The 21,516-nt window shown below is 38.9% G+C and carries 18 protein-coding genes; 10 read left to right on the plus strand and 8 right to left on the minus strand.

Going from position 1 to position 21,516, the window contains the following annotated elements:
* Positions 1 to 82: 82 nt before the first annotated feature.
* Entirely contained in the window at positions 83 to 1,513 is a 1,431-nt protein-coding gene (locus tag J576_RS01145; RefSeq protein ID WP_002052866.1) for an aldehyde dehydrogenase family protein, read from the plus strand.
* 71 nt (positions 1,514 to 1,584) lie between these two features.
* Here J576_RS01145 and J576_RS01150 read toward each other — a convergent pair whose 3' ends face one another.
* Entirely contained in the window at positions 1,585 to 2,070 is a 486-nt protein-coding gene (locus tag J576_RS01150; protein ID WP_000357090.1) for an Lrp/AsnC family transcriptional regulator, read from the minus strand.
* 134 nt (positions 2,071 to 2,204) lie between these two features.
* On the opposite strand from J576_RS01150, the gene J576_RS01155 reads away from it, so the two are divergent.
* The 9 genes from J576_RS01155 to blp2 all read left to right on the plus strand — a co-directional run bounded on the left by J576_RS01155 (position 2,205) and on the right by blp2 (position 14,965).
* Positions 2,205 to 3,926: an alpha-keto acid decarboxylase family protein gene (locus J576_RS01155; RefSeq protein ID WP_002052651.1), complete on the plus strand. Its 1,722-nt coding sequence runs from the start codon at positions 2,205 to 2,207 to the stop codon at positions 3,924 to 3,926.
* A 139-nt stretch (positions 3,927 to 4,065) separates the two neighbouring features.
* The gene (locus tag J576_RS01160) at positions 4,066 to 5,445 is read left to right on the plus strand and encodes an amino acid permease (RefSeq protein WP_002052892.1); all 1,380 of its coding nucleotides are present in this window, start codon (positions 4,066 to 4,068) and stop codon (positions 5,443 to 5,445) included.
* 455 nt (positions 5,446 to 5,900) lie between these two features.
* On the plus strand, positions 5,901 to 6,932 hold the full coding sequence (locus J576_RS01165) for a substrate-binding domain-containing protein (protein WP_002052826.1): 1,032 nt from the start codon (positions 5,901 to 5,903) through the stop codon (positions 6,930 to 6,932).
* A gap of 100 nt (positions 6,933 to 7,032) precedes the next feature.
* On the plus strand, positions 7,033 to 8,412 hold the full coding sequence (gene pstC / locus J576_RS01170; RefSeq protein WP_002052700.1) for a phosphate ABC transporter permease subunit PstC: 1,380 nt from the start codon (positions 7,033 to 7,035) through the stop codon (positions 8,410 to 8,412).
* Entirely contained in the window at positions 8,409 to 9,806 is a 1,398-nt protein-coding gene (pstA, locus tag J576_RS01175) for a phosphate ABC transporter permease PstA (RefSeq protein ID WP_025467960.1), read from the plus strand. The genes pstC and pstA overlap by 4 nt, the downstream gene beginning before the upstream one ends.
* 13 nt (positions 9,807 to 9,819) lie before the next feature.
* Positions 9,820 to 10,722: a phosphate ABC transporter ATP-binding protein PstB gene (pstB, locus tag J576_RS01180; RefSeq protein WP_002052705.1), complete on the plus strand. Its 903-nt coding sequence runs from the start codon at positions 9,820 to 9,822 to the stop codon at positions 10,720 to 10,722.
* 147 nt (positions 10,723 to 10,869) lie between these two features.
* Positions 10,870 to 11,832: a protease SohB gene (sohB, locus tag J576_RS01185; RefSeq protein ID WP_002052504.1), complete on the plus strand. Its 963-nt coding sequence runs from the start codon at positions 10,870 to 10,872 to the stop codon at positions 11,830 to 11,832.
* A 136-nt stretch (positions 11,833 to 11,968) separates the two neighbouring features.
* Positions 11,969 to 12,586 (plus strand): cytochrome b/b6 domain-containing protein, encoded by a 618-nt coding sequence (locus J576_RS01190; RefSeq protein WP_002052456.1) that lies wholly within the window; start codon positions 11,969 to 11,971, stop codon positions 12,584 to 12,586.
* A 195-nt stretch (positions 12,587 to 12,781) separates the two neighbouring features.
* Complete coding sequence (gene blp2 / locus J576_RS01195; protein WP_033855461.1) at positions 12,782 to 14,965, plus strand: Ig-like repeat protein Blp2; 2,184 nt, start codon at positions 12,782 to 12,784, stop codon at positions 14,963 to 14,965.
* A gap of 47 nt (positions 14,966 to 15,012) precedes the next feature.
* Here blp2 and J576_RS01200 read toward each other — a convergent pair whose 3' ends face one another.
* The 7 genes from J576_RS01200 to dacC form a co-directional block, all read right to left on the minus strand.
* Complete coding sequence (locus J576_RS01200) at positions 15,013 to 15,654, minus strand: DUF2238 domain-containing protein (protein WP_002052686.1); 642 nt, start codon at positions 15,652 to 15,654, stop codon at positions 15,013 to 15,015.
* Between the two features lie 82 nt (positions 15,655 to 15,736).
* Positions 15,737 to 17,125 carry an adenylosuccinate lyase gene (gene purB, locus J576_RS01205; RefSeq protein ID WP_002052704.1) on the minus strand — a complete coding sequence of 463 codons (1,389 nt, stop codon included), beginning with the start codon at positions 17,123 to 17,125 and terminating at the stop codon, positions 15,737 to 15,739.
* A 54-nt stretch (positions 17,126 to 17,179) separates the two neighbouring features.
* The gene (gene hflD / locus J576_RS01210; RefSeq protein ID WP_000229973.1) at positions 17,180 to 17,914 is read right to left on the minus strand and encodes a high frequency lysogenization protein HflD; all 735 of its coding nucleotides are present in this window, start codon (positions 17,912 to 17,914) and stop codon (positions 17,180 to 17,182) included.
* Positions 17,915 to 17,927: 13 nt separating this feature from the next.
* A complete protein-coding gene (mnmA, locus tag J576_RS01215; protein ID WP_002052965.1) occupies positions 17,928 to 19,061 on the minus strand; it encodes a tRNA 2-thiouridine(34) synthase MnmA in 1,134 nt (377 codons plus the stop codon).
* A gap of 4 nt (positions 19,062 to 19,065) precedes the next feature.
* Complete coding sequence (locus J576_RS01220; protein ID WP_002052563.1) at positions 19,066 to 19,554, minus strand: NUDIX hydrolase; 489 nt, start codon at positions 19,552 to 19,554, stop codon at positions 19,066 to 19,068.
* Positions 19,555 to 19,674: 120 nt separating this feature from the next.
* Positions 19,675 to 20,220 carry a gamma carbonic anhydrase family protein gene (locus J576_RS01225; RefSeq protein ID WP_002052760.1) on the minus strand — a complete coding sequence of 182 codons (546 nt, stop codon included), beginning with the start codon at positions 20,218 to 20,220 and terminating at the stop codon, positions 19,675 to 19,677.
* A gap of 89 nt (positions 20,221 to 20,309) precedes the next feature.
* On the minus strand, positions 20,310 to 21,458 hold the full coding sequence (dacC, locus tag J576_RS01230) for a D-alanyl-D-alanine carboxypeptidase PBP5/6 (RefSeq protein ID WP_002052555.1): 1,149 nt from the start codon (positions 21,456 to 21,458) through the stop codon (positions 20,310 to 20,312).
* Positions 21,459 to 21,516: the final 58 nt, after the last annotated feature.

A 21,516-nucleotide genomic window follows, 5' to 3' on the forward strand; every position in this document is an offset into this window, starting at 1 on the left:
ATATCGCACTTACTTTAAATAATCCCGCTTTAACTGAAAAAAGTAAGAGGCTGTAATTACAATTAAGACAAGGAAGAAAAAAATGCAACAAGCGAATATGCTCAATGAATTTAAACTCATTATTGGCGGTCAACGTTGTTCAGGTGAACAAGGTGAACTAGAAATTATTAACCCTGCTACTGGCTTAACTGCTGCACGTTGTGCAAAAGCATCAGTTGCGCAGGTGAACCAGGCAGTGAGTGCAGCTAAACAGGCATCTAAAGCTTGGCAACAAGTCTCGCACGATGAACGTAAATCAATCCTAAATAAAATTGCAGATGGCATTGAAAAGCACGCTGAAATGCTCGCAGAGCTGGTTGTTCTTGAACAAGGTAAACCACTGGCACTTGCACAAATGGAAGTGCAGGGTGCAATTGGCTGGACGCGTTATGCGGCTTCTATGGATTTACCGGTAGAAGTAATTGAAGACAGTGAAACTAAGCGTATTGAGCGCCATCGCCAACCATTGGGTGTAGTGGCTTCAATTACGCCATGGAACTGGCCACTCATGATTGCAGTTTGGCACATCATGCCTGCATTGCGTGCGGGTAATGTTGTGATTAGCAAACCTTCTGAATACACACCACTATCGACTTTACGTTTATGTGAAATCATTCAGCAAGAAGTTCCGGCTGGTGTAATCTCAATTGTGGTTGGAGCTGGTGAGATTGGCGAAGCATTATCTTCTCATCCAGATGTGCAAAAAGTTGTCTTTACTGGCTCAACTCGAACTGGTCAGCACATTATGGCTGGGGCAGCTCAGCAGCTAAAACACTTAACTTTAGAGCTCGGCGGTAATGATGCTGGTATTGTATTGCCAGATGCAAATATCGATGAAATTGCAGCTAAGATTTTTAATATGGCGTTCTTAAACGCTGGTCAAACATGTGCGGCATTGAAGCGTTTATATGTACATGAAAGCCAATATGAGGCTTTATCTCAAAAGTTAGCTGATATTGCCAACGCTCAAGTGGTGGGAGATGGTATGGCATCTTCTACAACATTTGGTCCAGTACAAAACCAAATGCAATATAACAAGGTGAAAGCTCTTATTGCTGAAGCGATTGAACAAGGTGCAAAAGCACTTTCTGGACAACAACAGTTACCAGAGCAAGGCTACTTTATTGCGCCAACTATTTTGACTGAAGTTTTTGACTCTTGTCGCGTGGTGCAAGAGGAGCAGTTTGGTCCAGTGTTGCCTGTTTTAAAATATACCGATATCAACGATGCAATTGCCCGTGCCAATGACAGTGAGTTTGGCTTAGGCGGTTCAATTTGGTCTTCTGATCTTAAAGCCGCACAGACCTATGCTACGCAGCTTCAATGCGGAACGGTTTGGATTAATACCCATGCAGAAGTGTTGCCTCATGCACCTTTTGGTGGCTGGAAAATGTCTGGCTTAGGCGCTGAATTTGGTTTGGAAGGTTTGCTTGAAAATACGATTGGGCAAACGGTCCATATTAGTAAAATCTAAATATTAATTTTAAGGCGGATTTAGTATCCGCCTTTTTATTTTCACTTTTAAGAGTGAAAAGCTGAGTTATTTTATTGAGAGTGATGATAGCTCATGCTTTTAGGCTTGATTAAAAAATGATTCTGTTCTTTAATTTTTTTCAGAACGATGTAAGACTTTATGTGACCTATAAAATTGTAAGAAAGTAATCTTTCAGTCACAAATTGAGAAAGCTGTTCTAAATTTTCAGCAACGACTTTTAAAATAAAATCAGCATCACCACTAATTGAAAAAGCATCCTGAATGTTATCTTCAGCTTCAATCAGCTCTTGAAAAGCTTGTTGTGATTTGGCTTCGTGTGTCCTTAAATTAATGTGAATCATTGCTGTAACTTCAAGCCCTAGCGCCTGTTGCTGGATGCGTGCCGTGTAGCCAAGAATCACGCCTTTTTGCTCAAGCAATTGACGTCGTCTTGAACATTGAGAAGCAGATAAACCGATTAAATCTCCAATTTCCTGATTGGTGAGTCGTCCATTCTTTTGTAGTGCCTGAATGATTTGCCAGTCGAACTTATCCATTGCATAAAATCCTTTTATGATACACAAATCATGTATTTTTATTAAAATGCGTTTTCATTATGCACGAAATCTAAAAGATAGATGAAATATTATTTTTCTATGGAATAAAAATTGGTCTCAAAGGATATAGAGCAATGTTCATAGAAATTGGTGAATTTTTAAATCTTCGTCTAAAACAAATGGGTATCCAACATCTTTTTGGTGTACCTGGTGATTTTAACCTCTCATATCTAGAACAAGTTGAAGCAGACCCACAACTCGAATTTATTGGAAATTGTAATGAATTAAATGCTGCCTATGCAGCAGACGGTTATGCACGAATTAACGGTTTTTCTGCCTTGGCAACCACTTATGGTGTAGGTGACTTAAGTGCCATTAATGGTATTGCAGGTGCCTATGCAGAAAATGTACCTCTTATTCATATCTCAGGTATTCCACCTTTACATGCAGTACAAAAGGGCACTTTAATTCACCACACGCTTGTCGATGGTAACTATGACAATATTATGAACTGTATGAAAGAGTTCACAGTTGCCCAAACTCGTTTAACTCCTGCAAATGCAGCTTCTGAAATTGATCGTGTGTTACGTCAGTGTTTCCTTGAACGCCGTCCTGTACACATCCAACTACCTGGTGATATTACTCACGTTAAAATTGAAGTGTCTGAGCGTCCGCTCGACCTAAGTTATCCAGCTGTTGAGCCTGAATTATTGCAAAGTGTGGTGAGCAAACTTTGTGACATTATTGAGAATGCTCAAAGTCCAGCGCTTTTAATTGATAATGAAGCTTCAGTTTTTGGTGTAACTTCACTTTTAAATGATTTGTCTCAAAAATGCTCAATTCCATTTGCAGGTATGAATACTGCAAAAAATATTATGGATGAAGGTTCACCACGCTACATTGGTACTTATGTTGGTGGGGCGAGTCAACCGCATGTGAAAAATATCATTGAACAATCTGACTGTTTAATTGGTATTGGCGCGCGCTTTACCGATGTAGGCTCAGCTGTATTTACTCATCAAATTGAGACCAAGAACTACATCGAAATTAAATCTTATGGTTTAAATATTTTTGGTCAGGATTTTCCGGGTATTGAAATTGGACAATTACTTGTTGAGCTAAATAAAAAAGTTGCGCCACGTAAATCGTCAGTTCCCCTTCTTGAAAAACAACCTCAGAAAGTAGTTGAAGCGCCAGCTCAACAGAGGCTAAGCCAAGATGTGCTTTGGAACTACATTTCAGGTTTCTTAAAAGAAGATGACGTGATTATTGGTGAGGTAGGGACCTCAAACTCTGCTTTGTCAGGTATAAAACTGCCTGCTACAGCAAAATATATTGCACAGCCACTTTGGGGTTCTATTGGTTACACCTTACCTGCTTTGCTTGGTAGTTTGTTGGCTGCTCCAGAACGCCGTCAAATTTTATTTATTGGTGACGGTTCGTTCCAGCTTACGGTACAAGAGCTTTCTACAATTATCCGTCATGGCTTAAAACCAATTATTTTCTTGCTGAACAATGGCGGCTATACCATTGAGCGCTTAATTATGGGTGAAAACGCTGCCTATAACGACGTGCAAAACTGGAAATACACTGAAATTCCAGCGGTATTTAACGGTAAAAAAGGTCATACCACTTACGTGGTTGAAACCGCAGGACAGTTAAAGAGTGTTTTAGACAACGTTCAGCAAAATGACCAGTTAACTTTTATTGAATTAAAACTACCAGCAATGGATGCCCCGGTGAGTTTGAAAAAATTTGCTTCTGTGATTGCACGTTTTGATTACGGCGATCGTGGCTACGAAATTTTAAAGGAGCGTTCCCAACCTATTAAATGTAAGGATGCAAGCTCGTTTTAAATAGAAGATAGGACACGTCTTCTCAAAATTAAATGGACTCATATTAAAGCAATTTATGTCCGAAGGTCGGTTTCTGATCTTCGGATGTGGTGCTGAATAAAGGTGTACAGGAAGTGACACCAACATTGGAGATAATGTTATGGATGCAAACAATAAGCACGAGTTAAAACAAGGCTTATCCAATCGGCATATTCAACTCATCGCACTCGGAGGGGCGATTGGAACAGGTTTATTCTTAGGTCTATCACAAACAATTAAACTGGCAGGTCCTTCAATTTTATTAGGATATGCAATTGCAGGAGTGATTGCCTTTTTAATTATGCGTCATTTAGGTGAAATGGTTGTTGAAGAACCGGTAAGTGGTTCTTTTAGTTATTTTGCGAACAAATACTGGGGCAAAATGGCTGGCTTTATGTCTGGTTGGAACTACTGGGTGTTGTATGTACTGGTAAGTATGGCCGAACTGAGTGCAATTGGTACGTTTATACAGTTCTGGTGGCCTGAAATTCCGACATGGATGACTGCATTATTTTTCTTTATTTTAATTAACGGCATTAACTTGGTAAATGTCCGCTTTTTTGGGGAATCCGAGTTCTTATTTTCCTGCATTAAAATTGTTGCGATTTTAAGTATGATTGGCTTCGGTGCTTATCTTTTACTTTCAGGCTCAGCAGGTCCGCAAGCAGGTGTTGCAAATTTATGGCAACACGGTGGTTTCTTTCCGCATGGTATTCATGGCTTTATTATGGCTTTGGCTGTGATTATGTTTGCATTTGGTGGTTTAGAGCTTATTGGTATTGCAGCTGCAGAAACCAAAAAACCTGAAACAACAATTCCAAAAGCAGTGAACCAGATTGTGTACCGCATCTTGATTTTTTATATCGGTGCAATTGGTATTCTTTTATGTCTTTATCCTTGGAATATGGTGGCAGAAGGCGGTAGTCCATTTGTCTTAATTTTCCAGTCACTCAATAGTAATGGCGTTGCCAATGTTCTGAACTTTGTGGTCTTGATTGCTGCTATTTCGGTTTATAACAGTTGTATTTATTGTAATAGCCGTATGTTGCATGGTTTAGCAGAGCAGGGTAATGCGCCAGCAATTTTGAAAAAAGTAAATAGCCGTGGTATTCCAGTTCCGGCAGCAGTGGTGTCTGCATCAATCACAGCAGTCTGTGTGGTGGTGAACTATTTAATTCCTGGCCAAGCTTTTCAGCTCTTTATGATGTTGGTTGTTGCAGCGCTTGTCATTAACTGGCTCATGATTTCTGTCACGCATTTGAAATTTACTAAAGCAATGAAATTACAACGTCGTCAAACTAAGTTTCAAAGCATCATGAGCCCATGGAGTAACTATTTAACCATTAGCTTTGTATGTTTCATTCTTATTATTATGGCAATGACTCCAGATATGAGACTAGCTGTGATTTTGGGGCCGATCTGGCTTGCTGTTTTAGCCATTATGTATTTCTTGAAGTACCGTAAAAAAATGGTCCCAATGCCAGAAGTACAATCAAACTGATAAGCTTAATTTACGGTGATATTGCGGTTATCTGACAAAAAGCAGGTAACCGTTTATCTTTTTGTCATAATATTTTCATCTTTGAACGAAATAATTTTTTAAAAACAAATATGTCATCTAAAAATTTGAGAAATGTGTCAAAAATTAAATTTGTAATAACAATTTATTAAATTCTTTAAGTTTTTATAATTTAAGAATAATTGTAAATTTGGTAATTGGGATGATTGTCATATTTAATATAAAAATTAGGTTCTCTAAGCCTTATAAAATAAGTTTAAATGCTTGATATAAAATAAAATTAAAAATGTGACAATGAACATTATAAAAATCATTAAAGCGTCATAATACTGTAACTTATTTGTCATATTTTCTATTCACAATGCAGCTATCGAAGAGCGTACAAGCACTAAACAAAAAGTGACGTACAACCTATTGCATTAATGAGAGAGAACAGAATGCGCTTAAATCCACGTCAAATCGCAATTGCGTTAGCAGTAACTGGGGCCGCTGTAACAACGACTGCAAATGCAGCTCGTGATACGATTCAAATTGCTGGTTCTTCAACTGTATTACCGTTTGCCAGCGTTGTAGCTGAAGAGTTTGGTAATACATTCCCTCAATTTAAAACTCCTGTTGTAGGTTCTGGTGGTTCTTCTGCTGGTTTAAAACAATTCTGTCAAGGCGTTGGTGACAACACGATCGACGTTGCAAACGCTTCTCGTAAAATTAAAACTACAGAAATTGAAGCTTGTAACAAAGCTGGCGTAAAACAAATTCAAGAAATCAAAATCGGTTATGACGGCATTGTATTTGCGTCTAGCTCACACAAAGCAGCTTATAAATTAAAACCTTACCATGTGTTTGCTGCTTTAGCTGCACAGTTACCTTCAAAAGGTAAATTGGTTCCAAACCCTTATACAAACTGGAACCAAATTGACAAATCACTTCCTAATGAACCTATTACGCTTGTAATTCCTGCGTCTAACCACGGTACGCGTGAAGTTTTCCAAGAAAAAATGGTTGATGCTGGATGTGAATCATACGAATACTTCAAAAACCTAGATAAAGATGCTCAGAAGAAAGCATGTTCGACTTTCCGTAAAGATGGCCGTGTAATTGAAATTGCTGGCGACTATACAGAAACTCTAGCTCGCTTAAAAACTTCTCCAAGTGCAGTCGGTGTATTTGGTTTAAGTTTCTATGACATGAACCGTGACAAGTTACGTGTAGCATCAGTAAACAACGTTCTTCCTTCTGAGAAAACTGTGTTAAATGGTACATACCCTGTATCTCGCCCATTATTCTTCTATGTAAAAGGCGAACACTTAAAATCAGTTAAAGGTTTACCACAGTATGTAGAATACTTCCTAAGCAAAAAAGCGACTGGTAAAGGTTCTAAAGCTGAGCGTGACGGTTTAATCGCGATGTCTGACGCAGAACGCGCTAAAGTCTTAGCTGACTTTAAAGCAGGTAAAACTGTTAAATAAATTGTTTTGAATAGGGGCTGGTGATCCCAAGTGATCATCAGCCTTTTTGTCTAACACGTTTTTCCCAAATTATGACAATTGAGAAAACAGTGGAGAATACATGAATCTGCTACTTATCGGTGTGTTGTTAGCCCTTGTGGCAATTGCATATCAACTTGGGCTGAGAAAAAGCCGTAACCTAGCAGGTAAGGGAAGCAACTCGGCGACATTACATTCTCGTCCTGGTTATTATGGCGCACTGGTTGGACTTTGGTGCGGTATCCCTGCTTTTTTAATTTTGATGATTTGGAACTTAGTTGAACCAAATATTTTAAATCATATTATCTTTAATAATGTTCCAGCTTCTGTGTCAGCTTCTCTTGATGAAGCAGCAAGAAGTGTACTTGTTGATCGAGTTCAAGCGATTGCTTCTGGTTTTGGGGTAAGTGATCATCCGGCAGCTTATGAGTTAGCTGCTGCTCAGCAATATGCAAAATTTCAAACGATTGGCTCTTTTGCCAAATTTGCTGTTGTTGTTTGTGCTGCATTATTAGGTCTAGTCTGGGCAAAGAAAAAAATCAGCCAAGAGTATCGTGCACGTAACCAAGTTGAACGTGCCATCAATGTTGGTTTGATCTTGTGTTCAGGTGTAGCAATTTTGACCACAATCGGCATCGTAATGTCGATGTTTGGTGAAGCAATGCGCTTCTTCCATTTTGTAAGTCCAATCGACTTTTTCTTTGGTACAGAATGGAACCCTGGCTTTAGTACTTCAGGTAATGCTGAAGGTAGTTATGGGTTATTACCATTGCTATGGGGTACGCTCATGGTCAGTGGTATTGCTTTATTGGTTGCTGTACCTGTTGGCTTAATGATTGCCATTTATTTAGCTGAATATGCTTCACCATGGTTACGTTCATGGGCAAAACCAACGATTGAAGTGTTAGCGGGCATTCCAACAATTGTTTATGGTGTTTTTGCCATGATGATTATTGGTCCATTCTTTAAAGCTGTTGGTGCTCATATTGGTATTGAAATTAACGCAACCAGTGCACTGACTGCTGGTTTCGTAATGGGAATTATGATTATCCCATTCGTTTCATCTTTATCTGATGACATTATTACTCAAGTTCCTCGTGCACTTCGTGATGGGTCACTCGGACTTGGCGCAACCAAATCAGAAACAATTCGCCAAGTGGTTTTACCAGCAGCATTACCGGGTATTACTGGGGCATTTTTATTGGCTGTATCACGTGCCGTGGGGGAAACCATGATTGTGGTTTTGGCAGCGGGGAACAGTCCACTTCTACATGCAAATCCGTTTGAAGCTGTTTCGACAGTGACTGTAACCATCGTAAAACAGTTAACTGGCGATACCGATTTTGCAAGCCCACAGGCCTTGGTGGCATTTGCACTGGGTTTAACACTCTTTGTAATCACCTTGGGATTAAACATTGTTGCACTGTACATTGTGCGTAAATACCGTGAGCAATACGAATGAGTACATCAAATACATCGTCTCCTATGGATCAGAACGTATTTGATCCACAAGCTGCTGCTCAAGCACGTGATCGCCGTAAAAAAGTCATTGAAAAGTCATTGGCTAAACGTCACCGTAAAGAAAAAGCTTTCCGTATTGCTGGTTTATCAGCAGTGGTTATTGGCCTTGCATTCGTAGCGCTACTGTTTGGTAGTATTTTGGTAAAAGGTTTACCTGCATTTTGGCAAACCAGTATGAATGTACCAGTTTACTTCGATCCTAAAGTGATTGATGCCGGTCCGTTGCCAGTACGTGCACAAGGTGAAACACCTGCTCATTACCAAGAACGTTATGTCGATTGGCAAACAAAAATGGGTATGGTGGATTGGGACAGCCTCATCGTAAATGGAATAGTTGCTAAAGACCCTTCACTTGAGTCACAACGTGATTCTTTACGTAGCCTTTACGCAAGCTCGGAAGCTTATCGTTTACGTGACATGGTATTTGCTGACCCATCACTCATTGGTAAAAAAGAGAATCTTACTTTCTTGGGTGATGCTAACGTAGATGTCTGGTTAAAAGGTAACATTGACCGTTCATTACCAGATGACCAGCAGCAGCTCGATCCGGAAATCCGTAAGCTTGCAGATGATTTGAAAGCAAAAGGTATTCTTGAAAATACGTTTAATACTAACTTATTTAAGAATCCGGATTCTCGTAGCTCACCAGCAATTAGTGGTCTTGCAGGCGCATTCATGGGTTCATTATTCATGATGTTGATTGTGATTATTATCTCGATCCCAATTGGTGTGGCGAGTGCTATTTATCTGGAAGAGTTTGCTCCAAAGAATTTTATTACCGACATCATTGAGGTCAACATTAATAACCTTGCTGCTGTTCCTTCAATTGTATTCGGTTTACTTGGTGCTGCAATTTTCATTGGCTGGATGCATTTACCATTATCAGCTCCATTTGTCGGTGGTTTGGTATTAAGTTTAATGACATTACCGACAGTCATTATTACAACACGTGCTTCTTTAAAAGCTGTACCTCCATCAATTCGACAAGCTGCTCTTGGTTTAGGGGCATCTAAAGTACAAACCGTTTTTCACCATGTTTTACCTTTGGCTATGCCGGGCATCATGACAGGTTCAATTATTGGTGTGGCACATGCTCTAGGTGAAACTGCACCGTTACTTTTAATCGGAATGAGTGCATTCGTTGCAAGTATTCCAACCACTCCATTTGATCAAGCAACTGCTTTACCTGTTCAAGTTTACTTATGGCAAGGTAATGAGTTGCGTAACTTCTTCGAAGGCCGTACAGCTGCTGCGATTATCGTACTCCTTGCATTAATGATTGGTTTAAACAGCCTTGCAATTTGGTTACGTAAAAAGTTCGAAGTGCGTTGGTAATAGAGGATAAATAATGAATACTATTGATATTACGAATTCCTTAGAAAAGGATAAGTTAGTGAATACTGAACAATCTCCACTTACAGATACACAACTGCATCATGGCACTTCGTATGTTTCGCATTTTGAGCCACATACTTCAAAAAAGCCAAACTCAACCGAAATCAAGATCAGTGCACAAGATGCCCATGTTTATTATGGTGACTTCGAAGCGATTAAAGGCATTGATTTAGATATCTACCAAAATGAAGTGATTGCATTTATCGGGCCATCAGGCTGCGGTAAATCGACTTTCCTGCGTACTTTAAACCGCATGAATGACACAATTGATGGTTGTCGTGTAACAGGTAAGATCACTTTAGATGACAAAAATATCTATGATCCGAATCTGGATGTAGTGTTACTACGTGCTCAAGTGGGCATGGTATTCCAAAAGCCAAACCCATTCCCTAAGTCTATTTTTGATAACGTTGCATATGGACCAAAGTTACATGGTTTAGCACGTGATAAATACGACCTAGAAGAAATTGTTGAAAATAGCTTGCGTAAAGCTGGTCTATGGGAAGAAGTTAAAGACCGCTTAAATCAGCCGGGTACAGGCTTATCTGGTGGTCAGCAACAACGTTTATGTATTGCGCGTACAATTGCGGTAAGTCCTGAAGTCATTTTGATGGATGAACCATGTTCTGCACTTGATCCAATTGCAACAGCAAAAGTGGAAGAACTGATTTCAGAACTTTCTGACCAATATACGATTGTGATTGTAACGCACTCAATGCAACAGGCGGCGCGTGTTTCAGACCGTACTGCTTACTTCCATTTAGGAGATCTAATCGAAGTAAACTCTACAGAGAAAGTATTTACTCAACCTGACCATCAATTGACAGAAGCGTACATTACTGGTCGTTTCGGTTAATTTATAGTTATAAAAGAAAAAGAGCCTCGTGCTCTTTTTTTTATTTAATAAATGAAAATGAATCTATTTTGCAAAATCGCTATTGAATTTTAATCAAAAGAACCACATCTTAAGGCTATAAAGACAAACTTATGAGCATAGAATTTTATGTTATTCCATTTGCCTAAACTCCCTGCGGAAATACGTGTCAGCCATTTAAATGCACGTGTAAATGAACAGAGAAAAAAAATTGCACAAACGACAGCAAGCCGTTTAGAGCTTTTACAATTGGCTCAACAACTTGCGAAAGAAGCTAAAATCCGCCGTAAGAACAATCAGAAAATTTTTGTTTTAGATTTTAAAGGTGATATTCAAGCATCTGCGGTTGAAAACCTCCGTGAAGAAATCACACTTATTTTAGCTACCGCTAAAGCTGGACGTGACCGCGTAGTGGTACGTCTTGAAAGTCCGGGTGGTATGGTTCATGGTTATGGACTAGCAGCAGCTCAGTTAGTTCGTTTACGTGATGCAGGCTTTCATTTAACGATTTGTGTCGACAAGGTCGCTGCAAGTGGCGGTTATATGATGGCTTGTATTGCAAATGAAATTATTTCTGCACCATTTGCTGTTGTGGGTTCAATTGGTGTCGTTGCTCAAGTTCCAAATTTCAATCGTCTTTTAAAAGAGCATAACGTTGACTTTGAACTTTACACAGCAGGGCAATATAAGCGTACTGTGACTATGTTCGGTGAAAATACACCTGAAGGTAAAGCGAAATTTGAAGAAGAGCTACAACAGACGCATATCCTGTTTAAGCACTTTGTAGAAAAGTATCGTCCACAGCTTAATGTAGATAAAGTTGCTACAGGTGAGCACTGGTATGGACAAGATGCGCTTGATTTAAACCTTGTAGATAAATTACAAACTTCCGATGAATACCTATTAGCGTTGTTACCTCAGCATGACGTCTATGTGATTAACACACGCAAAAAGGCGACTTTGGGTGAAAAGTTAGGTTTACAAGCAGCACAAATGGCAGATAGCTTGATTCCAGCAGTAATGCATAAAGTTGCAGATACGTTGGCAAAAGCGAATTCAACTTTAGTGCAAATGCGCGATACCAAATTTTAATTAAGATATGTTTTAACTAAAGAGTACCTTTATAGGTACTCTTTTTTTATGGAATTGATTAAACCAAATTTGATTAATATTTATTTAAGTTTTAATTGCCAAAGTTAATATTATTTTTAAATTTTTGAGTTTAGTGATGTCAAAAACGTTATCGCATATTGATATTCTTATAAGAGTTTTGCACATCATTATTATGGTTTCTTTCGTTGGTGCTTATTTTACAGGGGATAACGAGGACTTACATCAGGTGCATATGATGTTTGGTTATATTCTCCTGATTGGCATTATTACACGGGTTATTTGGCACTTTTTAAGTCCACGTGTTTCAAGTACTGCGCCATTTGGCTTAAAGAAGCGGAGCACTATGGCATTTAATGCAATTAAAAAGTCCTTTAGCCATACAAATTCAGTCAGTCTTTTTTCGAAAAATACAATTCAATTGTTCAGTATTGGGCTATTTCAAGCTTCGATTGTATTTATTTTCATACTCATTCCTGTTGTTGTAGCACTTGGATACGGAACAGAACACTTTACTTATGCTTTGAGAGACTTACATTCATTTTTCGCAAACTTATTTTTAGCTTTGGTTATATTGCATCTTTCAACGCTTATTTTAAATAGCATTCTTGCTAAACGCTTTCAGGGTTGGACGATGCTTAAAATGACATGGGCAGATAAAAAAATAACTAAATTTATGACATTATTCATCTTATTTCTTGTAGGAGCTTTTAGCTTTGTTTATTTAAGAATGTAATATATAAGTTTTATATAAACTCTATTCGAAGTTATTTTTTAATAAAAATTCAAAAAATATTGTTGATAAATATACTTATTGAATTGTGATAGATAAGTGATTTTGATATTTTAGGCAACAATAAAATAGCTTTTAGATGTTTCATTTAAAAAGTTACACATTTAAAAATATAACTGAAATTCAGGATAGGAAATAATGACAAGAATAATTGTGGCATCCAAAGAGGGTTTGGACGTTCTGCAAGATGGTCAACTCAACAAAGTAATTTTAAATCAGCCTACTATTATTCAGATTGGTGTAAGCCAAAAAGATATTGCATCCATGGAAAAACAGGGTGGGCGCTTAGTTATCCATTTAAAAAATGGAGAGACTATTGTCTTAGAAAATTTCTTTAATGAAGCAACAAATACAACAGAGCATTCACTTGTTTTTCCGACTGAACATGGAAAATTTGTTGAAGCGCAATTCGATGCTCAAGGTAAAGTGATCGATTATAAAGGCTTAAATCATGTTACAGATTTAGGCTATGCCAGTACGAGTCCAGCAGCTGCAACTATGGCGGTTGATAGTGATCCAAGTTTTACGATGGGTAATGTACTCAAAGCAGGCTTAGCAGTTTTAGCTGCGGAAGGATTATATCTTTGGGCTTTTAAGAAAGATGATAAGGATGACTCATCAAGTGCACCTGATTTAATCGCACCTGCTGCTCCTACAGCTACGCTTGCTGATGATACCGTGACAGTGACTGGTAAAACTGAAGCAAATGCAAAAATCTATCTTAAAGATGCTGCAGGTAATACAGTCGCATCGGGTGTTGCAGATGCAAGTGGTAACTACACTGTTAAATTAGATAAGCCGCTCGTGAATGGGGACAAATTAAACGTTATTGCCCAAGATGCGGCTGGAAATAGTTCTAAAGCGACTGTTGTGACAGGTACAAAAGATACAATACCTCCAGATGCTCCGCAGGCCCAATTGAGCGATGATGGTTCATTGTTGACTGGTAAGGCAGAGGCAAATGCCAAAATTACAGTGTATGACGCCACTGGCAAAGTATTAGGTTCTGTTTTTGCAAATAAAGATGGTATTTATTCTTTAAAGCTTACTCCGCCGTTAACCAGTGAAGCGGGCGGTAAAGTTGTTGCTGAAGACGCTGCTGGTAATAAATCTGAAGAAGTTAAAATTATTGCGGGTAAAGACACCGTGCCACCAGCTTCTCCTTTTGTTGAAGTCAACAAAGAAGGGTCAGTAATACATGGTAAAACTGAAGCAAATGCAAAAGTTCAAATAAAAGATGCCGATGGTAAAGTGATTGGAAGTGGGACCGCCGATGCTCAAGGTGACTTTCAAATTACACTTTCACCTGCTTTAACAGAATCCCAAAAAGGTACAGTAGTTGTTGAAGATGCAGCCGGTAATATGTCTAAACCCGTTGAAATTAAGCCGGGCTTTGACTCGATTGCACCGGATAAACCAACGGCTCAAATTAATGCAGATGGAACTTCGGTAACTGGTACAGCGGAAGCCAATGCCAAAATTGAAATTAAAGATGCAACTGGTAAAGTGATTGGTACCGGAACGGCAGATGCGAATGGAAAATTTACGATTACTATTTCGCCTGCATTAACTGATAACAACCATGGTGCTGTTTCAGCGATCGATGGTGCTGGAAATAGATCTGAAAGTCTCGACATTGTGGGGACAAAAGATACCATACCCCCGACAAAACCTATCTTAAATAGTGTAGAAGATGATGTAGGTGACATAAAAGGCGCTATTGCAGCAGGTTCGGAAACTGACGATGCTAGACCAAAACTTACAGGTTCAGGTGAAGCTAATGCGACACTTACGATTTATGATAATGGTGTTGCAATTGGGGTGGTGACTGTAACGGCTGGTAGATCTTGGTCATTTACTTTTGATAAAGATTTAACTCTTGGTAAGCACAGCATTACTTTAACCCAAACTGATGCAGCAGGGCTGACCAGTGAAGCAAGCTCTCCATTTACTTTTTATGTGGTTGCACCGAAAGTCGCGAGTCTGGCTGATGCTTCAGTCAGTACTTTAAGTACAGAAACACCATCTTTAGCAGATAGTGTTGGGTTACACACTTTAAAGGTTACGCAAAGTACGACAACTGAGCCTACGAATCAGCAGAAAACTGTTCCTGTAGATGATTTGCTAAAAAGCTCTTCTTTAAACGATTCAGATCCTGTCTCAAAACTTCTATTATCGACAGCATTGAAAACAACGCAGATACCTGAGCAAACTGACGTAAATACTTCAATTGATCAAACAACAAATTTTGATCAAATTTTACCAAATACGAGTTCTTCACCTTTGCAAAATATTTTAGAGCAAACCTATCCGGTTGTTTAACAGGCCGTTTGGTAACAAATAAAAAGCGCTCATTGAGCGCTTTTTATTTAAGGTTTATGGGCTAATTTTGGTGATGTTATCAAGGCAAAAAGCCCATAGAAGATTGCTCCAGTTGTAGCGAGTAGCATGTCTTTATGAGCATCCCACATGTCACCTTGTTGCCCATTATAGTTTTCCGCTTGTTCAGGTGATAAGCCTATTGCGATTACCCATTCAATTAATTCATAGAATACACTCGATGCCATCACGAATTGGACTACAAGCAAAAATAGAGAAAAAGGACGTGCGGTCGGCAACCATACTTGGAAAACACGATAGATAAGAGGGTAGAGCAAAGCACCATATGAAAAGTGGACAAGTCGATCATACATATTACGAGACCAGCCCATGTACTCATCTAAATTAAAATGAAAGATGTGCTGAATCCAGTCATTGTATGGAACGTATGAATAAAGATAATGAGCACCAATTACGTGGATTAAAAGAAACAGTAAATAAAAACAAAAACTTAAAAAATCGAGACCAATTTTTTTAAAAATAATAAAAAGTAGAATCAGCATCAAAACAGTTCCAGCTTGATGAAGTAAATAAGCTTCAAACTCAAGAGGCTGTATACCTGAAATGATAATGGCAATGAAAAGCAGACTAAGCGCAATATAATGTTTAAGCTTAAATTTTTTTTCGATCATTTTCTAAATAAGATTTCTTTTGATGAATATGAGTGTAATAAAAAAGCGAAGCCTAAGCTTCGCTTTTATCAAATTTTTTTAATTAGATTTTGCTAATTAAATCGTTAATTTGTTTTGCTTGTTCAGCTGCATTACCTGTGTAAGTTGCAGGTGTAAGCTCAGCTAAACGAGCGCGCTCTTCGCTTGGTACTTGAGCAAGTTCATTACCATTTACGAAATCAACCATCATGTCGCGAGTCATTGCTTGACCACGAGTTAAAGCTTTTAACTTCTCATATGGTTTTTCAACGTTATAACGACGCATAACGGTTTGAATTGGCTCTGCAAGAACTTCTTGAGCTTGGTCAAGATCTTCATTCAAGCGGTTTGCATTCAATTCAAGTTTGCCAATACCTTTTAAGCAAGCATCAAAAGCAATTAAGCTTTGAGCAAAACCAACACCCATGTTACGAAGTACAGTTGAGTCAGTTAAGTCACGCTGCCAGCGAGAAATTGGTAATTTTTCGCCTAAGTGAGCCAACACAGCATTTGCAATGCCTAAGTTACCTTCAGAGTTTTCAAAGTCAATCGGGTTAACTTTGTGCGGCATAGTTGAAGAACCAACTTCACCTTCTTTAAGTTTTTGTTTGAAGTAACCTAAAGAGATATAACCCCATACGTCACGGTTAAAGTCGATCAAAATTGTATTGTAACGACGTAACGCATCAAATAATTCAGCCATGTAGTCATGTGGCTCAATTTGAGTTGTGTATGGGTTAAATGTTAAACCTAAAGATTCAACAAAAGCTTGTGAATGGGCTGGCCAATCAACATCTGGGTAAGCAGAAAGGTGAGCATTGTAGTTACCTACTGCACCATTGATTTTGCCGAGTAACTCAACATTTTCAAATTGCTTGATTTGGCGAGCTAAACGATATGCAACGTTCGCCATTTCTTTACCCAAAGTTGTTGGGCTAGCAGTTTGTCCATGTGTACGAGACAACATCGGTTGTTCAGCATGAGTCGTTGCTAAAGCAGAAATTGCATTTAAAATTTGCTTCATGCTTGATACTAAAACTTCACGACCATTTTTAAGCATAAGCGCATGAGACAAGTTGTTGATGTCTTCTGATGTACAAGCAAAGTGAATGAACTCACCCGCATTTTGTAATTCAGCAATACCAGCAATTTTCTCTTTCAAGAAATATTCAACGGCTTTTACGTCATGGTTAGTTGTACGTTCAATTTCTTTAATGCGATTCGCATCTTCTTCAGAGAAGTTGCTTACGATTGCATCTAGAGCTGCATTTGTTTCAGCTGAGAAAGGAGCAACTTCAATAATTTCTGGACGGTTAGAAAGCGCTTGTAACCAACGCACTTCTACAGTGACACGAGCATGAATTAAACCAAACTCAGAAAGAAAAGGGCGTAGCGCATCACATTTGCTGGCATAACGTCCATCTAATGGTGATAGTGCGGTTAAAGCGTTCATAACGATTCCTTAATGCTGGAATAAACATAAAACAAAAATAATCTCGTTACAGCCTTAGATAACTTGGTACTGTAAGCGAGCAAGAGCTTGAATATCCTGTAGCAATTTACGTTTGCTAAAAATCATGTTCCATGAACTACCGCCGAGTTGTCGCCATAAATGAGCCATTTGTAGCCCTGTAAACAGACAAGCACGAATACGGTTGGTATGGTTGGTATCTTTAAATGCCTCAGCATTACCACGAACAAGAATGCGTGGATTAATTTGCCCGGCAGTATCAACATAGGTTTGTGCCAAATTGGCTAAAATGCTGGGGTGTAAATAGTTATTATCGAAAAAAGAAAGCTGTTTTAAAATCTTCTGCTGTGCTTTTTCAATAATGGCCACATACTCAGGATTGCTATAGACCTTCTTTTCTAGCTGCAAAAGTGACATCGCGTAAGACATAGGAAGTTTTGCACTACGCATTTTAGGCAAACGAGATTTGGGCGCATTGGTAAAAGGCTGGGTAATACAATTCTCAAGAGTTTTAAGACCTAGAGAAATATCAGCCAATTGATTAAAAAAATCTAATGTCTGAACGGTATTATTATTTGTTGTAGGGCGAATATTTAAACTCGCCTTTATTAATAGCTCAAAATAGAAGTTACCACTTTCACCAATACTTTGTTGACCTGTCATAGCGGTCATATGCGTAAGCTGGGTCGCTTGAAATACCCCCGCCAAGGCAAGGGCACGGTTTTGGCGAACATTCAAGGCTTGTGATTGTTGAAAGGGTAACTCCACCATGCCATTCATTCCCTTAAATAAAATTTGGTGTAGGGGCATTTGTATGGTGAATCACACCCCCGCCTAGGCAAACTTCATCTGAATAAAATACAACACTTTGACCTGGTGTAACTGCGCGTTGAGGTTCATCAAATTCAACACGAACACCATGCTCACTATTTTCATCAATAAACACTGTGCAAGCTTGATCAGGCTGGCGATAGCGTGTTTTAGCGGTACAACGTAATCCTTCAGCCGGAATATGTTGTTCACCAGCTACCCAGTCAATAGACTCACTCCAAAGCTGCGTACTTTGCATAAGTGGATGTTCATGTCCTTGGCCTACAACTAAACGGTTATTGGCAACGTCTTTATGAAGTACAAACCATGCACCTTCAGCTGCACCTTTCATACCGCCCAGACCAATACCACCACGCTGACCGAGCGTATAGTACATCAGACCGTGATGTTCACCAACTTCTTTACCATTATCCAGCACAATTTTACCTGGTTGAGCGGGTAAATATTGTTTAAGGAAGTCATTAAAACGGCGTTCACCGATAAAACATATACCAGTTGAATCTTTTTTCTTCGCAGTTGCTAAGTCCAGCTCTTCGGCAATTCTACGAACTTCCGGTTTTTCAATTTCGCCAACAGGGAAGAGCGTTTTATTAATTTCGCGGCCATGTACTGCATGCAAGAAATAAGTTTGATCTTTATTATTATCTAAACCACGTAATAAAGGCGCATATGCTTCACCTTTAGAGTTATATGCAGTTTCAGCACGACGAGCATAGTGACCTGTTGCAATAAAGTCAGCACCTAAAGTCATGGCATGGTCTAAAAATGCGCGGAACTTAATTTCTTTATTACATAAGATGTCTGGGTTTGGGGTACGACCAGCTGCATATTCAGCCAAGAAGTGTTCGAATACACGATCCCAATATTCCATCGCAAAGTTTGCAGTGTGAAGTTTAATACCGATTTTATCTGCTACTGCTTGAGCATCGGCTAAATCTTCCATTGCTGTACAGTATTCCGTGCCGTCATCTTCCTCCCAGTTTTTCATGAAGAGACCTTCAACTTGATAACCCTGTTGAAGTAAGAGTGCCGCAGAAACAGATGAATCTACGCCACCAGACATACCGACGATGACACGTTGTTGCATAGGACTAGGCATCCAAATGAGAAGTTAATGAGGGAGAGAAAGGGTGCTCATAAATAAGAGCTAAAGGATAATGGTGTCCTTTTATGGCATCTTCAATCGCTTTAATGACCAGAGGACTACGAGCGCGGGCAGATTCTTGAAGCTCATCTAGAGTCATCCAGACAGCAGAAACAATACCTGTATCGAGTTTAGGTTCGCTTTCGACGTGAGTGATATGTGCTAAAAAGCAGAAGCGATAGTAAGTACGGTCCGGAAACATAGGCGGAGTATATGTATAAATACCAAGTAAGGCATCTATCTCAACATGATGACCCGTTTCTTCAAGTGTTTCACGAATAGCAGCTTCTATTAGCGTTTCACCACATTCCACATGACCAGCAGGTTGATTAAACACAGTGTGTGCAAAACCTTCGCTATGTTCTTCGACAAAAAGATAGCGTCCATCTTTTTCTACGACTGTAGCGACAGTGACATGAGGAGTCCATGCGGCCATAAAAAAGCACCATGAATTTAAAAGTCGTATGATACGAAATTTAGGGGTTTTTGGCTACGGTGATCTTACAAACGATAGAGAACTATAAAAGCTCTATCGTTTGAAAAAATTGAGTATGTACTAATTGGTTTGGTTATCTTTATGGTTGTTTTGCACTTTTACATAATGTTTTGCTGAATAAGGTAAAAATGCCAATTCTTTTTCGGTTAATGGGCGTACTTGTTGTACAGGGCTTCCAACATAAAGATAACCACTTTTTAAGACTTTACGAGGTGGCACTAAACTTCCTGCACCAATCATCACATCATCTTCAATAACAACATCATCTAAAATGACGGTATTGATCCCGACTAGTACGCGGTTACCAATAGTACAGCCATGTAAAGTCACATGGTGACCCACCGTCACATCTTCACCAATAATAAGAGGCGAACCATTAGGCTTAGCATCATTTTTATGGCTGACATGTAACATACAATGGTCTTGTACATTACTATTTTTACCAATTTGAATACTATTTACATCTCCGCGAATGACTGCAAAAGGCCATACCGAAACATTTTCGGCCAATTTAACATCACCGACAACCACTGACATTTCATCAATGTAACAGCTTGGATCAATTTGTGGATGATGATCTAAATAAGGACGGATGTTTTTTGTCATGAGAAGCATCAAAATAAAATTTAATAGAAGTATAAAATAAAAAAGCACTCAAGCTAATAGCATGAGTGCTTAATCGAACTATTCTAAAATTAGAATAAGTTACTAAAGAATTGTTTGATATGGTCGATCATGCGTGCAAAGAAGCCTGCTTCTTCAACTGGTTTTAATGCAACAAGAGGTTTTTCAGCAATGACCTTGCCATCTAAACTTGCAACAAGTTTACCTACCACTTGGCCTTTTTGAAGAGGGGCATTTAAATTTGGTTGAACAACCAATTGAGTTTTTATACCACCTGCTTTGCCTTTAGGCATAGTGACATTGAAGTTCTCTGCTAAACCAATTTGAACTTCATTTTCTTTACCGAACCATACTTTAGCTTTTGCAAGAACTTGGTTTGCAGGTTGAACATTTGCAGTTTCAAAGTTCGCAAAGCCCCAAGACAACAACGCGCGTGTTTGGTTAGCACGTTCATTAACGCTGTCGGTACCAAAAATAACTGAGATTAAGCGCATTGGGCCACGTTTACTTGAAGTTGTTAAGCAGTAACCAGCTTCATCTGTGTGGCCTGTTTTTAAACCGTCAACACTTGGGTCAGTATAAAGTAACGCATTACGGTTACCTTGTTTGATACCGTTAAATGTAAATTCTTTCTCAGAGTAAATTGGATAGTATCTTGAGCTGTCTTTAATAATATGTTGAGCTAGAACAGCCATATCTTTTGCAGTTGAATAATGACCTTCTGCAGGTAAGCCCGTAGAGTTCATAAACTGGGTATTTGTCATACCAATACGTTTTGCTTCCTGATTCATGAGGTGAGCAAAAGTACCTTCATTTCCAGCAATATGTTCAGCCATTGCTTTTGACGCATCATTACCAGACTGAATGATAATACCTCGAAGCATTTCTAAAACTGTTGCAGTGCCATTTAATGGTACATACATACATGATTCAGCGCTGCTTCCTTTACACCAAGCAGATTCGTTCATACGAACCTTTTCATTCTCGGTAAGCTCACCTTTTAATAATTTTTGTTCAATGATGTAGCTTGTCATCATTTTAGTCATAGAAGCTGGCGCAAGCTTTTCATTTTCATTTTTAGAAGCGAGAATCTGTCCTGTCTCGTAATCCATTAATACATAAGACTTATTATTTAATTCTGGCGGAGCTGATAAGACAGTTGCTGCATAAGAAAAACTTGGTAAGAGGAGGAGTGCAGCAATAGCGCTTTTTCGAGTCATTCTAGGTAATTCCAATATCTTGTGTGAAGCAGAAGAACCTAGCATTTTAGGACAAAGC

It is taken from the genome of Acinetobacter sp. 766875 (assembly GCF_000582055.1).
GTDB classification, from domain to species: Bacteria; Pseudomonadota; Gammaproteobacteria; order Pseudomonadales; family Moraxellaceae; genus Acinetobacter; species Acinetobacter nosocomialis.

Excerpts from the sequence above, each read along its gene's own strand:
- J576_RS01145 (WP_002052866.1), top strand. The coding sequence starts at position 83 with ATGCAACAAGCGAATATGCTCAATGAATTTAAACTCATTATTGGCGGT.
- J576_RS01150 (WP_000357090.1), bottom strand. The coding sequence starts at position 2,070 with ATGGATAAGTTCGACTGGCAAATCATTCAGGCACTACAAAAGAATGGA.
- J576_RS01155 (WP_002052651.1), top strand. The coding sequence starts at position 2,205 with ATGTTCATAGAAATTGGTGAATTTTTAAATCTTCGTCTAAAACAAATG.
- J576_RS01160 (WP_002052892.1), top strand. The coding sequence starts at position 4,066 with ATGGATGCAAACAATAAGCACGAGTTAAAACAAGGCTTATCCAATCGG.
- J576_RS01165 (WP_002052826.1), top strand. The coding sequence starts at position 5,901 with ATGCGCTTAAATCCACGTCAAATCGCAATTGCGTTAGCAGTAACTGGG.
- pstC (WP_002052700.1), top strand. The coding sequence starts at position 7,033 with ATGAATCTGCTACTTATCGGTGTGTTGTTAGCCCTTGTGGCAATTGCA.
- pstA (WP_025467960.1), top strand. The coding sequence starts at position 8,409 with ATGAGTACATCAAATACATCGTCTCCTATGGATCAGAACGTATTTGAT.
- pstB (WP_002052705.1), top strand. The coding sequence starts at position 9,820 with ATGAATACTATTGATATTACGAATTCCTTAGAAAAGGATAAGTTAGTG.
- sohB (WP_002052504.1), top strand. The coding sequence starts at position 10,870 with ATGTTATTCCATTTGCCTAAACTCCCTGCGGAAATACGTGTCAGCCAT.
- J576_RS01190 (WP_002052456.1), top strand. The coding sequence starts at position 11,969 with ATGTCAAAAACGTTATCGCATATTGATATTCTTATAAGAGTTTTGCAC.
- blp2 (WP_033855461.1), top strand. The coding sequence starts at position 12,782 with ATGACAAGAATAATTGTGGCATCCAAAGAGGGTTTGGACGTTCTGCAA.
- J576_RS01200 (WP_002052686.1), bottom strand. The coding sequence starts at position 15,654 with ATGATCGAAAAAAAATTTAAGCTTAAACATTATATTGCGCTTAGTCTG.
- purB (WP_002052704.1), bottom strand. The coding sequence starts at position 17,125 with ATGAACGCTTTAACCGCACTATCACCATTAGATGGACGTTATGCCAGC.
- hflD (WP_000229973.1), bottom strand. The coding sequence starts at position 17,914 with ATGGTGGAGTTACCCTTTCAACAATCACAAGCCTTGAATGTTCGCCAA.
- mnmA (WP_002052965.1), bottom strand. The coding sequence starts at position 19,061 with ATGCAACAACGTGTCATCGTCGGTATGTCTGGTGGCGTAGATTCATCT.
- J576_RS01220 (WP_002052563.1), bottom strand. The coding sequence starts at position 19,554 with ATGGCCGCATGGACTCCTCATGTCACTGTCGCTACAGTCGTAGAAAAA.
- J576_RS01225 (WP_002052760.1), bottom strand. The coding sequence starts at position 20,220 with ATGACAAAAAACATCCGTCCTTATTTAGATCATCATCCACAAATTGAT.
- dacC (WP_002052555.1), bottom strand. The coding sequence starts at position 21,458 with ATGACTCGAAAAAGCGCTATTGCTGCACTCCTCCTCTTACCAAGTTTT.